Here is a 15,135-nt window from a genome sequence, read left to right on the forward strand (position 1 = left end):
GGCCCTGCGGGATCAACTGCTAAATGCGAGCCTCGCCGCGCCGGTAGCAGCATCGCTGCCCGACGGTACGTACAGTTGAGTCCAGCGCGCGGCGCGTGCCTCAGCCACCAGCGCTGTCACACCGGCAGCTGTCACAACGGCTCCGGTTCGCGCCCGCACCCTTCTGTGCGTGCGGCGCGGGCGCGCGCACGCGGTCCTGTCACTACGGCGCGGAAAGATCCACCATCAATGGCAAGCAATGCGAACGATAGAACCGCCAAGGCCATGCGGGCCGCGAAGAAGAAATCACGCGGCGGCACCGCCCGCGGGCTCAAGTCCGGCCCGAGCATTCCCTGGATTGGCATCGGCGCCATCGCCAGCGTCCTCATCCTCATCGGCGTGATCGTGTGGAACGTCGCGCCGAGCATCCGTGATGAGCAAGCAATGGAGCGCTGGACCCCCTCCGCCGAGGATCCCGATCCCTCCACCCGGATCGATGGCGTCGAGATCGTCGACGATATGAGCAACGCGCACGTCCTTGCCGGCCAGCGGGTCGCCTACGAGCCGATGCCTCCGTTCGGCGGGCCGCACGACGAGGCCTGGGCCACCTGCACCGGTGTTGTCTACGACGAGCCCATCCGCACGGAGAATGCCGTGCATTCCCTCGAGCATGGCGCCGTCTGGGTCACCTATGACCCGGAGAGCGCGTCGGAAGCCGACATCGCCACGCTCGAGAGCCGCGTCGACGGGCAGGCATACATGTTCATGTCTCCGTTCCCCGGCCAGGAATCGCCGATCTCGCTGCAGGCCTGGGGCCATCAGCTGAAGCTTGACTCGGCCGATGACGAGCGGATCAACCAGTTCATCGGGGCGCTGCGCCTCAACCAGTTCAACAGCCCGGAACCAGGCGCGAGCTGCTCGAATGTTCCCGGCTACTTCGATCCCGAGAACCCGCCCCCGTTCGATCCGGCCCCGCCCGGGCCCGACGCGGTCGCGATGGATGGAACCGGCGCATCAGCGGAGGCGGCGGAGATGGGCGCGCCCCTGACCGGGGATGCCCCTCCCGCCCCCGGACCAGCGGATGAGGCGCCTGCTGGCGACGCCCCCGCCGCCGAGGTTCCTCCCGCTCCCGCGCCCGCGCCCGCGCCCGCTCCCGAGGGCGAGGAGAGCGGAGAATGAGCACATGGGGCCGGCGCCTCGCTCCCCTGCTGGTGATCGCCACCGCGCTCGGCATGACGATCGGCTTCCTGCTTGGAGCAGCAATCGGCGGCGATGACGACGGCCTGCCCGCGAGCATCGACCCGAATGCCTCCGATATCGGCTTCAGCCAGGACATGACCGCGCACCACCTGCAGGCCGTCGAGATGTCCGCCGCGGTGCTGACCACGACCAGCGATCCCAGCATCAGGACACTCGCCTACGACATCCTGACCGCCCAGGAGAACCAGATCGGCCAGATGCAGGGCTGGCTGCAAGCGTGGGACGAGCCGCGGTTCGCTCCCGGCGCCCGCATGGCATGGATGCCAGCCAGCCAGCATGAGGGCGGCCAGCACGGCGGCGAGCACGAGGGCGGCGACATGTCCGGCAGCACCATGGCCGAGGGCGCTCTCATGCCAGGAATGGCAACCTCCGAGGAGATGGCGCGCCTGCGCGGCCTCGAGGGCAGCGAGCAGGACGTGTACTTCCTCCAGCTGATGCTGCGGCACCACGAGGGGGGCCTGCCCATGGCACGGGCCGCGATCGACCAGGCCAGCACGCGCCTCGTGACAGGCATCGCCCAGAAGATGCTGGACGGGCAGAAGAAGGAGATCCACCTGATGACCGATCTGCTCGCCCAGCGCGGCGCGGAACCCCTTCCGTTCAACTAGTCGGCTGCGGCCGGGCGCGCGATAACGCCAGACACGCGCCTGGCCTGGCGATTCCGCATTGGTGGCGCTAATGCGCTAGGCTAGCTCCGCCCACCGCGCAAGCGTGGGCGTGGCAAGCCCTCGTAGCTCAGGGGATAGAGCACTGCCCTCCGGAGGCAGGTGTCGCAGGTTCGAATCCTGCCGAGGGCACACACAATTCCGATCAGGATTTCCCTCTCATTCCGCGTCGTTTCCCGCCACGTCGCGTGCCGCCCCATCGTTCCAGGTCCGGGCATCCTGTTCCCTGCTTGTCTCGGGCACCACGATCCAGTACACAGCGGCTAGTAGCAGCAAGGCTCCGGTGAGCAGGAACGCCACCTCGAACGAATAGTTCTCGGCGATCCAGCCCCCGAGCAGCGGCCCCACGATCGCGCCGAGATCGGCGGTCATCTGGAACGCCGCGAGGACCTTGCCGCCATTGCGGTCTGATCCGATCAGATCAGCCACCGCGGCCTGCTGGCTGGGCACCACGAAGCCCATGCCCGCGCCGGCGATCACGCAAAGCACGAGGAAGACCACGGGATTTCCGGAGAGGCCGAGCACCATGGTGGATGATCCGGTGATAGCGAGTCCCATGATGGTGGGCGGCTTGCGCCCGATGCGGTCGGAGAGCTTGCCGGAGGTCGTCAGCACGATCGCCATGCCGATGGAGAACGCAGCGAGCGCGAACCCGCCCAGCTCGGTGCCCATGGTGAACGCGACCGTCACGAACAACGGGATCAATGCCACGCGCACACCAAAGGTGGCCCAGCCGTGGGCGAGGTTGGTCAGGAGCGCCGCGCGGTAGGCCGGCTCTCGCAGCGCCTCGCCCAGGCGGTACTCCTGCCGCGGAGCGGAGCGCGTGGCGCCGGTCCCGCGAGGCTCGCTGTCCAGCCTGGTGTGGACGACGATGATGGCGATGACGAGCGCCACGGTGTAGACGATGAACGGCACGCGCAGCCCGAACCGGCCGAGCAGCCCGCCGAGCAGTGGCCCGGTGATCCCGCCGAGCAGGAATGCGGTGCTGTAGAGGCTGCTGACCTTGCCGCGCCGGTCCGGGGGCGAGAGCCGGATGATGAGCGCCATCGCGGAGATCGTGAACATGGTGGAGCCGATGCCCCCGAGACCACGGAAGATCATGAGCTGCCAGTAGCTCTGCGCGGCGGCGCTCGCTCCCGTGGAGATCGCGACTATGGCGAGCCCGCTCAAGTAGACGCGCCGCTCGCCGAGCTTCTGGACGAGCTGGCCGCTGGCGGGCGCGAAGAGCAGGCGGGCGACCGCGAAGATGCTGACGATCGCGGACGCCGCGGTGTAGCCGACGTTGAAGCTGGTCGCGTACTGGGGCAGCACCGGGGCGATGAGCCCATAGCCGACGGCAATGACAAAAGCGGCAGCCACCAGCACATGTATTTGCCTCATGGCGTGCTGGTGGCTGCCGCTTGCTCTGGTGTTGCCCACGGTTCGAGGCTACAGACCCTGGAGCGAGGTGGCGTGCTGGCTAGAGTGCCTTGAGCTCCTCGATGACGTGGCTCACGGATTTCTTGGCGTCGCCGAAGAGCATCGACGTCTGGTCCGCGAAGAACAGGGGGTTCTCGATGCCCGCGTAGCCCGAGGACATGCCTCGCTTGAGCACGATGACCGACCTGGACTGGTCGACGTTGAGGATCGGCATGCCGTGGATCGGCGAGCTCGGGTCGTTGCGCGCCGCCGGGTTGGTGACGTCGTTGGCGCCGATGACGATGGTGACATCGGTGCGGTTGAACTCACCGTTGATGTCGTCCATCTCCTTCATGGCGTCGTAGCTGACCTCGGCCTCGGCGAGCAGCACGTTCATGTGCCCCGGCATGCGGCCGGCGACGGGGTGGATGGCGAACTTGACCTCCACGCCCTTTTCCTCGAGCAGGTCGGCGAGCTCCTTGACCGCATGCTGTGCCTGGGCGACGGCGAGGCCGTAGCCGGGCACCACGATCACCTGGTTCGCGTAGGCCATCTGGATGGCCGCATCGGAGGCGGACGTGGACTTGACCGTGCCGCCCGCATCGTCGACCGCGGCGGCGCTGGTGGAGCCGCCGAACGAGCCGAAGATGATCGCGGGGATCGACCGGTTCATGGCCTTGGCCATGAGGTTGGTGAGGATGGAGCCGGACGCGCCGACGATCATGCCGGCGACGATCATCGCGGTGTTGTTCAGCGCGAGGCCAGCCGATGCCGCGGACAGCCCGGTGAGGGCGTTGAGCAGCGAGATGACGACTGGCATGTCGGCGCCGCCGATGGGCAGCACCACGAACAGGCCCATCGTCCCGGCGATGACCAGCAACGCCAGGATCCAGATGGCCGCGGTCGGGTCGTTTGCCGGGTCGGCGTTGATCCCGATGTAGATCGCGATTGCCAGCGAGGCAAGAGCAAGGATGATGTTGGCGACCTGGAAGGTCTTGACGTTCGCGACCAGCTTCTTCTCAAGGTTCTTGTTGAGCAGTTCCTGGAGCTTCGCGAAGGCCACCAGGGAGCCCCAGAACGACACCGAGCCGACGATCGCCGCGAACAGCGATCCGACGATGATGTGAACGACCGGGCCCTCGTAGTCGTGGAAGTTGGTGAATCCATCGGTGTCGAGGAACTCCGCCCAGGCGATGAGCGCGACGGTGCCACCGCCCACTCCGTTGAAGAAGGCCACGAGCTGTGGCATCTGGGTCATCTTGGTGCGGATGGCAGGCGGAACGCCTAGGGCGACACCCACGACGAGGCCGGCGACGATGATGATCCAGTTGCCCGTGTCGCGCACCGCGAGCAGGGTGGCGGCGACCGCGATGCCCATGCCCACCGCAGCGATCCAGTTGCCGCGGACGGCGGTGCGGGGGCCGGTGAGGCCCATCAGGCCATAGATGAACAGGGAGAAAGCAATGATGTAGAGAACATTGACGAGGGTGTCCATCAGGCGTCTCCTCCCTTGCCGCGGGCAGGCGACTTGGACTTGAACATGCCAAGCATGCGGTCAGTGACGACGAAGCCGCCGACAACGTTGAGCGTGCCGAACACGACCGCGATGAACAGGATCACCTGCATCGCGATGCTGGGGTCCTCCACCTTGCCGAGCACGACGAGCGCGCCAAGCACGACGATGCCGTGGATGGCGTTGGTGCCGGACATCAGCGGGGTGTGGAGGGTATTGGGCACTTTGGAGATAACGGTGAAGCCAACGAATCCGGCGAGCACGAGCAGCGCCAGGTTGGCTAGCAGTTCGGTGTACATGCGTGGTTCCTTGTCATCCTGCCGCGGGGCGCGACGCGGTCTCGGGGACGCCGGTGACGCAGGAGTCGGCGAGGATCTGGTCGGTGAAGTCCGGTGCCAGCGCGGCATCGTCGTCCAGCATGAGATCGAGCAGCGCGGTGACGTTCTTCGCGTAGAGCTCGCTGGAATGCTCGGGCATCGTCGCGGGGAGGTTCAGCGGAGAGGCGATGGTCACACCATGCTTGTTGACGGTCTGCCCCGGCTCGGTGAGCTCGCAGTTCCCGCCGGTCTCGCCAGCGAGGTCAACGATGACGCTGCCCTCCCGCATGCCTTTCACGGCCGCGGCGGTGACAAGGCGCGGGGCGGGGCGGCCGGGCACGAGGGCGGTGGTGATCACGACGTCAAAGCCCTTGATCGCGTCCTCGAGGCGTTGCTGCTGCTCCGCCCGCTCCTCCTCGGTGAGCTCGCGCGCGTAGCCACCCTCGCCCGCGGCGCTGATGCCAAGGTCGAGCCATTGCGCGCCGACGGAGCGAACCTGGTCCGCGACCTCGGGCCGCACATCGTATCCCGTCGAGCGCCCACCGAGCCGCTTCGCGGTAGCGAGCGCCTGCAGTCCCGCGACGCCGACGCCCAGGACCAGCACGGTGGCGGGCTTGACGGTTCCGGCGGCGGTGGTGAGCATCGGGAAGAACCGCGTGAGCTCGTTGGCGGCAACCAGGACTGCCTTGTAGCCGGCGACGTTCGCCTGGCTGGACAGTGCGTCCATGACCTGCGCGCGGGAGATGCGCGGGATGGCCTCCATGGCGAATGCGTGGACGCCGCGCTCGCGGAGCGCGTCGATGCAATTGTCCTGGTTGCGGGGGGCGAGGAATCCGATGAGCGTGGCGCCCTTCGGGATCTGCTTGATCTCGGCCGGGGACGGCGGAGCGACCTTGACGATCACTTCGCAGTCCCATGCGTTGCCGATGGTGGCGCCCGCCTGGGTGTACTCGTCGTCAGGGATGTGGGCACGGTCGCCCGCTCCGGCCTCGACGACGACGTTGATTCCGCGGCCAGTGAGTGACTTCACTGCCTTGGGCACGAGGGCTACGCGCCGCTCCCCCTCGCCAGTCTCCCGAACCACGCCCACGGTCGTGGACCGTTGCTGAGTGTTGTGTGCGCTATCCAATGATGTGACTCTCCGCGAGACGGCTCGCTGATCGGTGAGAATCACCGGCATCTTGCCGGTGCGCTGGAGATTTCCGTCTGCTCACAGCGCACTGATCGTACCGAGATGCGCGGTCGAGTTGGTTCTCCGCGTCGGCGTGCCTTCATCTGAATCGAATCACCGGGACAGATCATCCCTGTTACGTGGGGTTTGTGAACTCCCCCACAAGCGGGCGCGAGCGCGCCCTGATAGCGCGGGGCGCTGGTGGCGTCAGCCAGCGAGGCTTCCGCCGGTGCACCCGGAGCGCGCGGCGATCCCGGTGGCCCAGCTTCCGCGCCGCCCGGCTATAGCGCGCCGATCCGCGACGTCGTCCGCGCCCTCGAGAAGCACTGCTACGAGTTGCTCCGGATCCGCCTCGAACGAATCGCGGAGTCGACGGAGCTCGGCGGGAGCGAACAGCGCGGAGGCCTCGATGGCTTCCATCCAATGGTCGATATCGCCGCCACGAATCGCGTCGATGAGTTCCCAATCGGAGGAATTATCAGCGCGCTCGTACGCGAGGATCGCCCTGACCAGCTCGCGCGTGCCGGTTGTCATAGTGGCCATGTGTCATCTCCCTTGCTCAGTCAGCCCTGGGGCCGCCCGGGCGCCAGCTTGCTCGAGCGACTGCCCACGAGACGGTCCCGGCCCGCGGCTGATGCGCCCGTCGATCTGCGAGCAACCACGCTCCCGGATCGATTGATTTCGATCATATCCCCGCAGGACGCCAATAAACACCTCTGTTTAGTGATGTTTACAGAACGCACAGATAACGATGAAGAAAGCCGCCAGGTTCGCCATGATTGCCTTAGAGTTTCTTTAGGGATTGAGCCCGAAGGACAACTGCAACGTTGTGCCACACCCATCGCTCCTGCCCCACACGGAGCAATCCAGACACGACTACCTGCGCATCTGTAGCTTCCCGCCGATCCCCCAGCCCAGGTCCAGCCCACCGTCACGAGTGGATTCAGGTGACGCGTACTACAATTCCGCCGGTCCGCGAGGGATGCCGCGCAAGAGAACTTCAGGAAACAGGATCGTCACAATTCCAGTACAACAGAATGACAAGGCTTGGAATTTCGGGCCCGCGGCATAGGCAATGCAACACGGCAATCCATCAGAGAAATTGCGCGGACCGCACCTGTGCGCCAAGAACGCCGATCGCGTCGACCGTCCCCACCGCGCCACCGAGGGCACCCGGGACCGTGATGAGAGACAAGGACCAGTTCGCCCCTTCCGCGCCCACGACCCAGGCCAGCACCAGAGTCCCGGGGTCTGGCACCGGCACAGCCGCGGGAACCCGGCACTCCACCGGGCTTCCCTCGTCATCCCGGAGCGTGACGCGCCGCTCGTGGCCCAGCACATGCGTGCCCGCCCAATGCATCCGGTGTTCCGGCGACCGGCTCATGGCCTCGGCCACGACCGCCTCCTCGCGGGGCAGCACCGCGCCCCGGCGCTCGACGAACCGTGCCATCGCCCCGCCCTCGCATAGCGCGATCATCCGGACGCGACGGTCATCGACCAGGCGCCGGGCCATCGCCCCATCGAGCGTGCCCGCCATGATCCCATCGACCACGCCCATCAGCGCCAGGCGTGCTGGCCCATCTGATCCCAGGAATCGCAGCGCCTTTTCCAGAACGCGCTCCACCACGGACGCATGGCCAGGCTCCTCCATCGCCGGCATCATTGCCCGATCATTGCGTCGCAGCGAGCGCATCAGGGTGCGCGCCCTATCCCTCGCCCCCCGATCAATGTCCCACGCCGCTACCCAGCGCGCGCCCGGGGCCCAGCCATGGCTCACGATGCGCAACCGCTCCGCCTGGATTGCCACATCTGCCAGCGGGGCGCCGACGTCCGACAGCACCGCGACGACCCATCGCAATACCCGGGTTGCCTCGTCATCGAGCAGCGGCGCCAGCGCAATGCACGAATCCACGATCGCGCGCCGCTCCTCTACACGTGGGCTGCCTGGCGCGACATCGTGCACCCACGGCTCGATCAGTGCCTCCAGCGCATCGTGCTCGTCGACCATCCTGGCGAGCGCCGCGATGCCGACGACATCGTTGGAGCCTTCAATGAGGGAGCCGCCGAGCATGCAGGATCGCAACGCATGAACTGCCGATGCGACCTCCCGCGCGAGCCCGTGTGCCACCGAGAGCCATCGGATCTGCTCATTGGTGTCGTGGGCAGCGAAGTCAAGACCCTCCAGCCCGATCCGGTCGCCCTCGACCACGATCCCGTACCGGGCCAGGAGCTCGCCGAGAGGCAGCGTGCGGTAGGCCGCGTCGCGAGGCACATGCTTGCTGGCATGCTCCACGAGCGCGGCAAGCCCACCTGGCTGGGCCGCATGGTCCCGCGCGAACCGGCGCATGGTGGTCCGCAGTCCCGGGGGCGGCGCGACCAGGAAGCTCCGATCGACCGGAACCAGGGAAACCGTGGCTGGACCTATCCGCAGCGCGACGAGCTCGCCCGGGCAGAGCCCCGCGAAGGCTCGCTCCGGGAGGCACATGTGCTCGCCCGGCACCACGGAGGGCGGCAGGAAAGGCTCGATGTCCGGCACCGTCCGCAGGCATGCCGTCCTGATCTCCTCCGCGGAGAGCACATGGGTGGGCCACCATCGTGCGGAGATGCCGTTCATGGCCAGCCAGCCTCGTTCTCGCCGATGAAGCGCAGTACCCGCAGCATCGCATGATCGTCGCCGGGGCCTGGGGCGGCCGCGACGCACGCATCGAGCTGATCGCTCAGCGCGGCCTCGTCCATCCCGTGCCCGATGAGCACTAGCTCCGTCCGTCGCGCCGCGCCAGCCTGCCAGGAGCGCCGCTCGATCTCGATGCTGCGCCCAACGACCTGCAGCACGTAGCACTCGCCATCGCCGAACGTCCCGAAATCGATGCGGCCCTTGACCCGGTAGACGCCCGCGGGCCGCTGCTCGAGCAGCTCCATGAACGACCGGGGATGCACTGGCACGGACGACGTCCACGCGAGGCTCTGCACCTGATGAGCAGGGGCGTGGTCGTGCGCGTCGGGATGATCGCTCGATTCCTCGCGCAGCAGCGCATCGAGGGTCAGCTGCACGGGGAGCTCCCGCTGGCTGGCCCTCCCGCCCCGCGCGCCCTGCCGCTCGGTCGCGTCGATGAGCAGCTCCAGATCGATGCTGCAGCGAATCGTGGGGATCACCGGCGCGCCCCGCGACGCAGCACCGATGCTCGACATGAGATCGTCACGCGCATCGTCCGCGAGCGCATCGGCCTTGTTGAGCAGGACGAGATCGGCGACACCCGTCTGGCGGGCGAGATCCACCCGCTCGTGCTCGGCCGCATCGACCACCACGATGACCGACGAGCAATGGAAACGTTCGTCGCCGGTTGCCCGGACCACCTGCACGAGCGCCGCCGGCTCGGCCACCCCGCTTGCCTCCACCAGGATCATGTCGAGCCGAGGCGTGATGCCTGCGAGGCTTGCCAGGGATTCCTCGATGTCATCGCTATCGACCTCGCAGCATATGCACCCGTTGGTCAGGGTCATCATGTTGTCGACCTGCCCGGCGACGAGGAACGCATCGATGTTGATCGCGCCGAAGTCGTTGACCAGCACGCCCACCCGTAGATCGTCTGCCGACCTCAGCACGTGGTTGACCAGCGTCGTCTTGCCCGCGCCCAGGAACCCAGCTACCACCACGACAGGAATAGACGCTCCCACCCCCACCACTCCCCTCTCCGAACCTTCTCCCGGATACGGCATGCTACCGGTCGCCATGGCCCGGGCGCCGTGGTCAACACGGCATGGTCGACGTAACGTAGGCGGCATGACCAGCAGTCCGCTGACACGGCGCCGACCGCGAATCGTGCGGCTCCTCGTTGCCGTGATCCTGCTAGTGCTCGCCGCCGGATGCTCCGGGCCAGTAGAGGAAGGATTCTCGCAAGCACCCTTCCCGGTCGGCGATGGGGAGGTGCGCGAGGACAGCGTGGCTGGCATGCCCCTGGCTCCCCGGCAGGCTCCTGATGCAGCCAATCGACAGGTCATCCGCCACGCGACCATGTCGATCCAGGTCCCCGACCCAGCCAGGGCAGCGCAGGAGGCTGCCGAGGCGGTCGATCGCGCGGGCGGCCGCATCGACCACCGCACTGAACGACCACCTACCGGCCAGTCCGCCGGGTCTGCCAGCCTGACCATGCGCGTGCCCGCCGATAGCCTCGATCGGGTGATCGAGCAGCTGCGCGCGCTCGGTACCGTCAGCGAGCTGACCATCTCGAGCAGCGATGTCACCATCGAGGTGGTGGATCTTGATGCCCGGATCGACGCGCTCGCCACCTCCGTCGCGCGGCTGCAGGAGATCATGGCCACAGCGAGCTCCGCGGAGGACCTCATCGCGGCGGAGACCGCCCTCGCGGAGCGCCAGGCACAGCTCGATGGCCTCCGCTCGCAGCGCGAGCACCTCGCGGACCAGGTCGAGCTGTCCACGCTCGATCTCTATCTCGCTCAGCGCCCCGAGACCGATCCAGCATCCGGTTTCGCGGGCGGGCTCCGCGAGGGGTGGGAGACCTTGCTCGAAGCGATCCGCTCCGCGATCATCGGCATCGGGCTGGCGCTGCCCTGGGTGATCTTCCTGTCCATCGGGGCGGGCATCATCTATGGCGCGGTCCGTCTGCTATCCCGTCGATCTGGCTAGCCACGCGCCGGCACCGGATGCAAAACGTTATATACGGAGAGGATCCGACCCCGTGCAAGCACCTACGATGAGGATCATGAACCTTCGGCACATGCGACGCTCCGCACTGGTGGTCCCAGCGATCCTGATCCTGGGCATCGCGGGCTGTGGCAGCGACGATGCGGATTTTCCAGCTAGCGTGCCCACGCCCGGGTTGTCGCCGCAGAGCGCATCGACCGGCGCGGACCTTCCCGACGAGGAGCCCACCTCGACCGAGAACGTACCCACGAGCCCGGAGATCGAGGAGACCCCGCTGCAGCCAGCACCAAGCCCGCCGGAGAATAGCTCGGCCGGCGGATCGGGCAGCAGCTTCTCGGGCACGCTCGGACCTGCGTCCCAGCAAGCCGGCAGCGGCACCTTCCTCAGCGTCACCGGCATCCGGGTGGGCGAGCACGATGGATACACGCGCATCGTCGTCGACCTCGCGGGCCAGGGCAACCAGCCCGGCTATGACATCCGCTACGTCGATGCGGCGTACGCGGGCGGCTCCGGGGACCCCATCGCTGTCAGCGGCGACGCCATCCTCTCGTTCAACGTCACGGGCTGGGGCTACCCCTTCGATACGGGCGTCGACCCCTACTCCGGGCCCAAGACCATCGGCGGGCCCGGCAGCGGATCGGTCGCCGAGATCGAGGTCGGCACGTTCAACGAGGGCATCGCGCAGATGTTCGTGGGAGTGCGTGGCGGCCAGCGCGAGTTCACCGCCATGACCCTGACGAATCCGCCCCGCGTTGTCCTCGACATCAGCGACTAGGCCTTGCCGGCGGCGCGCGCTGGACGTGCCGCCGCGCCCCCGATGAAGCTCTTCCTCGCCTCGTACCGGCTCGGCGGCGCGGGCACCGGGCTCGCACGCCTTGTGCCCGCGCCCCGTCGTGCCACGGTGGTAGCGAATGCCGCGGACGCATGGCCCGCCGCAGCGCGCGAATGGGCCGTCCGCAGCGAGATCGACATGCTGGCCGACATAGGGATCACTGCGCGCGAGCTAGACCTGCGAGAGCATCGCGGCGATCCCGACGGCGTGCGGGAGATCCTGGCCCGGTCCGACCTGGTGTGGCTGCGCGGGGGAAACACCTTCGTGCTGCGATCACGGCTCGCGCAGAGCGGCGCGGATGGCATCATCACCGATCTGGTCCGCGAGGGAAGCCTCGTCTACGGCGGATACAGCGCCGGCGCAGCGATCGCCGCGCCATCGCTCGACGGCCTCGAATGGTGCGACGATCCTGCTGAATCGCTGCAGGAATGCGGAATCCCAGCGGCATGGTCGGGCCTGGGCCTGGTGCCATTCCGCATCGTGCCGCACTACCGATCCCCCGGCCATGAGCATCCGGAGCGCATCGACGGCCTCGTGCAGCAGTATTCCCGCGCGGGCACCAGCTTCCGCGCCCTGACCGACTCGGATGTCATCATCATCGACGACTAGGGGCCGCCCTGTGGAGCGGTCGCCTCGGCCGTCGCCCGGCCGCCCACAGGGCTGCCACGCCCTCGCTACTGGTAGGAGACGAACCAGGGCGCCGGACCGATCTGCATTGTCCGCTCCGGCGTGAAGGTGGGGAAATCCTCGTCGATGAAGTTCTTCCATCCCAGCCAGACACCGTCGGGAAGTTCGGTCTTCAATGCGTTCCAGGTGCTCATCTTCTCGCCCGGTCCGCCATGACCATCAGCGTGGATCAGCAGCGCCACTTCCTCGCGGCTGGTATCGAGGCTCTCGCGATCAGTGATCATGCGTTGCTGGAACTGGTGGAGGATGAGCAGCTTCTGGGGCAGGTCATGGCGGGCGGTGAGGTCCGCGAGCCAGTCGGTGACCTCGTTGACCTCGGCCGCATCGACCTGTCCGATCTGCTGCAGGTGGACCTGGCCCGGCTTGAGCCGCCACTCGGGATCGAGGGCGAGCCCGACGTGCGGCTCGCGCAGGAGCTCCTCGTATATTTTTGCCTGGGTAAGGAAGTCGGTGTGGCCCGGCTGCAGGTCGAGCACCACGTAGACGCCCGCCTCCTCCGCGGCCTCGATCCATGGCCGCACCATCTCGACCTCAGCGATGTTCGAGTAGTTGCCATCGGCACCCGGCGAGACGGAAGCGACCGTGACGATGAGCTCGAACGCAGGGATGACCGGCTCGGAGGAGAACGGCTCGTACTGCTCGGCAAGCTCCTTGGCGCGCGCGATCGCCTCATCGACTGGCTGCTCGCCCAGCAATCCCATTGCCGGCACCCCGGGGTGGCCGTAGAGCGCGATCATCCGCCTGCCGGGATACACCAGTTGCCCGCCGCCGGGAAGCTCTGGTACCGAGACCGCAGCGCGCACGCGCTCGTTGAGATCGGCTACCGTGCCAAACTTGCTGCCCAGCGCGACCACCGTGGCGTCCTCGTGGTCACGGATCGCCGAGACGGAATCGGCTGTCGCCCGTGGGTCGGGCACAGCGAGCGGCACCACGGTCGCGCCTGCTGCGCGAGCGGTCGCCGCGGCAGCGATGTGCTCGGCCCACTCACGGTCATCCTCGCTGGCCGGGCTCGCGACAAGGGCAAGCACGGGTGGATCGAGCTCCGCCCGGCCGAACTCTGGCAAGGTCTCTGCCTCGAGGGCAGGTCCTGGCTCGGGAAGGGGCGCACCGGGAACCGAGAGCAGCGTGGAATCCTCGCCACCGATGGTGGCGATCGCACCGAGGGCATCGGTCTTCCCGGCAACCTCGCGCTCGTCGAGGTCGCGGTCGATCATCTCCTCGATCTCGGCCCGTCCCGCGGGTGCCGGGATGATGGACACAGCACCGAGATCGGGCACGGCCCCGACCGCGAGCACGCTGCTCGCGCCGAGCCGGTCGATCTCCTCGAGCACCGCGGCCCCATCGGCCGGATCGACGGGAAGCATCGGCACGGATGTTGCTACCGCCAGCGATGCCGCGCGCACCAGCGCGGCCGCATCATCGATCGGCGCGGTCACGACGAACGGAGCCCGGGCGAAGAACTGCTGAGCGGTACCGAGAGAGATCCCGGCCTCGGTGTCCTCGACAACAATGGGCAGCGAGCGGCCTGGATCAGCCTCATCGGGCTGCGACCGGGGCTGCACGATCCCAGCAGGGGAATCGTCCTCATCGGGGTTGACCGTGCAACCAGCCGCTGCACCCAGGCCAACAGCGCTGGCGGCGACTATCGCAACGGACCGGACGAGGCCTCTTCTCACATGCACGCGCTCAAACTACCGCGCTACGCGCTGCGGGAACGTCAGGGACACACCACGGCCCCGCCCCGCGGGAAAGCGCGCGCTTTCTGCCCGTCCCCAGCTATTGCCCGATCCCCGTACTCTGGAGGAAACGTCCCGATCACTGGAGAGCGAGGCCGCATGGAGATCCCCGCAGTGGCGCTCGAGCATCTCGAGCTCGCCTGCACGTCGCGGCTGGGGTCGCCGTCGCGATGGACAGCGCCGGCGAGGTTCCGGTCGAGCCTCGCCCTGTGCGTGATCGACGCTGTGCAATGCACGGCCGGCCACTACCCCACCACGCTGGCGGTGACGGATCACTTCAGCGCCTACCGGGCCCGGCAGCAGGCCACCGGCCACTGCCGCCCGGGCCTTCCCGACGGGACGCGCGCATTGCTGCGCACCTTCGAGGAGTGCGGCGGAGCAACGGCCTGGTCAGGGAAGGTCGCGATGTACCGGACGCGCCACGCGAGCCCCGCGCAGGCAGTGAAGGCCCGCTCCATCCATCGGGCCGCTTCCGCGTTCCATGAACTGCGCATCGACGGGACCGAGGATCTCGCCGCGATGATCCCGCACCCGGCGACCCGGTCGCTCGTGGTCAACGCATGGCGGGGGGTCGCGAGCCACAGCTTTGCCGAGAGCTGGGACTATCTCCTGCTGCTGTCCGGGATTCATGCCGCCGACGAGCCCAGCGCCCTGCGCCACTGCCATCGCTTCCTCGCCGGGGCCCTCCCGCCGCAGGGAAACGAAGTGGCGATGCGGGCGCGGCACCCGGGCATGGTGCTGCCGCTCCTGGAGATCCTCGCCGAGCGACTCGATACCTCCACCGATGCGCTGGTGATTGCCATCAATCGCTGGGGCACCGGGCATCGCGCGTTCGCAGTACCCGCTGCTGATGCCGGATGGGCCGAGCACGCATCCAACTGATCGATTCCCAAAGGCAGTTCCCCAGGAGTTTG

At 67.7% G+C, this 15,135-nt stretch carries 14 protein-coding genes and 1 tRNA gene; 7 read left to right on the forward strand and 8 right to left on the reverse strand.

The window, feature by feature from the left end; translation table 11 throughout:
* Window positions 1–228: 228 nt before the first annotated feature.
* The 3 genes from QC765_RS15370 to QC765_RS15380 all read left to right on the forward strand — a co-directional run bounded on the left by QC765_RS15370 (window position 229) and on the right by QC765_RS15380 (window position 2,036).
* Complete coding sequence (locus QC765_RS15370; protein WP_278315316.1) at window positions 229–1,158, forward strand: thioredoxin-like domain-containing protein; 930 nt, start codon at window positions 229–231, stop codon at window positions 1,156–1,158.
* A complete protein-coding gene (locus QC765_RS15375; protein ID WP_278315317.1) occupies window positions 1,155–1,847 on the forward strand; it encodes a DUF305 domain-containing protein in 693 nt (230 codons plus the stop codon). Before QC765_RS15370 ends, QC765_RS15375 begins: the two co-directional genes overlap by 4 nt.
* A gap of 116 nt (window positions 1,848–1,963) precedes the next feature.
* A tRNA-Arg gene (locus tag QC765_RS15380) sits at window positions 1,964–2,036 on the forward strand.
* A 27-nt stretch (window positions 2,037–2,063) separates the two neighbouring features.
* Here QC765_RS15380 and QC765_RS15385 read toward each other — a convergent pair.
* The 7 genes from QC765_RS15385 to QC765_RS15415 all read right to left on the reverse strand — a co-directional run bounded on the left by QC765_RS15385 (window position 2,064) and on the right by QC765_RS15415 (window position 9,978).
* Window positions 2,064–3,323, reverse strand: a complete 1,260-nt coding sequence (locus QC765_RS15385) for an MFS transporter (RefSeq protein WP_309297310.1) — start codon at window positions 3,321–3,323, stop codon at window positions 2,064–2,066.
* Window positions 3,324–3,363: 40 nt separating this feature from the next.
* Entirely contained in the window at window positions 3,364–4,797 is a 1,434-nt protein-coding gene (locus tag QC765_RS15390) for an NAD(P)(+) transhydrogenase (Re/Si-specific) subunit beta (RefSeq protein ID WP_278315318.1), read from the reverse strand.
* On the reverse strand, window positions 4,797–5,114 hold the full coding sequence (locus QC765_RS15395; protein ID WP_149361983.1) for an NAD(P) transhydrogenase subunit alpha part 2: 318 nt from the start codon (window positions 5,112–5,114) through the stop codon (window positions 4,797–4,799). The genes QC765_RS15390 and QC765_RS15395 overlap by 1 nt, the downstream gene beginning before the upstream one ends.
* Before the next feature lie 13 nt (window positions 5,115–5,127).
* Window positions 5,128–6,261, reverse strand: coding sequence for a Re/Si-specific NAD(P)(+) transhydrogenase subunit alpha (locus tag QC765_RS15400; protein WP_278315319.1), 1,134 nt, complete (start codon window positions 6,259–6,261; stop codon window positions 5,128–5,130).
* Between the two features lie 249 nt (window positions 6,262–6,510).
* Window positions 6,511–6,846, reverse strand: coding sequence for a hypothetical protein (locus QC765_RS15405; RefSeq protein WP_278315320.1), 336 nt, complete (start codon window positions 6,844–6,846; stop codon window positions 6,511–6,513).
* A gap of 550 nt (window positions 6,847–7,396) precedes the next feature.
* Window positions 7,397–8,917, reverse strand: coding sequence for a hypothetical protein (locus QC765_RS15410; RefSeq protein WP_278315321.1), 1,521 nt, complete (start codon window positions 8,915–8,917; stop codon window positions 7,397–7,399).
* A complete protein-coding gene (locus tag QC765_RS15415; RefSeq protein WP_278315322.1) occupies window positions 8,914–9,978 on the reverse strand; it encodes a CobW family GTP-binding protein in 1,065 nt (354 codons plus the stop codon). The genes QC765_RS15410 and QC765_RS15415 overlap by 4 nt, the downstream gene beginning before the upstream one ends.
* 106 nt (window positions 9,979–10,084) lie before the next feature.
* Here QC765_RS15415 and QC765_RS15420 point away from each other — a divergent pair, with 106 nt between their 5' ends.
* The 3 genes from QC765_RS15420 to QC765_RS15430 all read left to right on the forward strand — a co-directional run bounded on the left by QC765_RS15420 (window position 10,085) and on the right by QC765_RS15430 (window position 12,407).
* Window positions 10,085–10,948 (forward strand): DUF4349 domain-containing protein, encoded by an 864-nt coding sequence (locus QC765_RS15420; protein ID WP_278315323.1) that lies wholly within the window; start codon window positions 10,085–10,087, stop codon window positions 10,946–10,948.
* Window positions 10,949–11,024: 76 nt separating this feature from the next.
* Window positions 11,025–11,741, forward strand: coding sequence for an AMIN-like domain-containing (lipo)protein (locus QC765_RS15425; RefSeq protein ID WP_278315324.1), 717 nt, complete (start codon window positions 11,025–11,027; stop codon window positions 11,739–11,741).
* Window positions 11,742–11,744: 3 nt separating this feature from the next.
* Window positions 11,745–12,407 carry a Type 1 glutamine amidotransferase-like domain-containing protein gene (locus QC765_RS15430; protein WP_278315325.1) on the forward strand — a complete coding sequence of 221 codons (663 nt, stop codon included), beginning with the start codon at window positions 11,745–11,747 and terminating at the stop codon, window positions 12,405–12,407.
* A 65-nt stretch (window positions 12,408–12,472) separates the two neighbouring features.
* On the opposite strand, the gene QC765_RS15435 is transcribed toward QC765_RS15430, so the two are convergent.
* A complete protein-coding gene (locus QC765_RS15435) occupies window positions 12,473–14,167 on the reverse strand; it encodes a cell wall-binding repeat-containing protein (RefSeq protein WP_278315326.1) in 1,695 nt (564 codons plus the stop codon).
* Between the two features lie 153 nt (window positions 14,168–14,320).
* Here QC765_RS15435 and QC765_RS15440 point away from each other — a divergent pair, with 153 nt between their 5' ends.
* Window positions 14,321–15,103: a DUF8548 family protein gene (locus tag QC765_RS15440; protein WP_278315327.1), complete on the forward strand. Its 783-nt coding sequence runs from the start codon at window positions 14,321–14,323 to the stop codon at window positions 15,101–15,103.
* Window positions 15,104–15,135 lie beyond the last annotated feature (32 nt).

This window comes from Hoyosella levis, from assembly GCF_026008515.1.
Classification (GTDB): domain Bacteria; phylum Actinomycetota; class Actinomycetes; order Mycobacteriales; family Mycobacteriaceae; genus Lolliginicoccus; species Lolliginicoccus levis.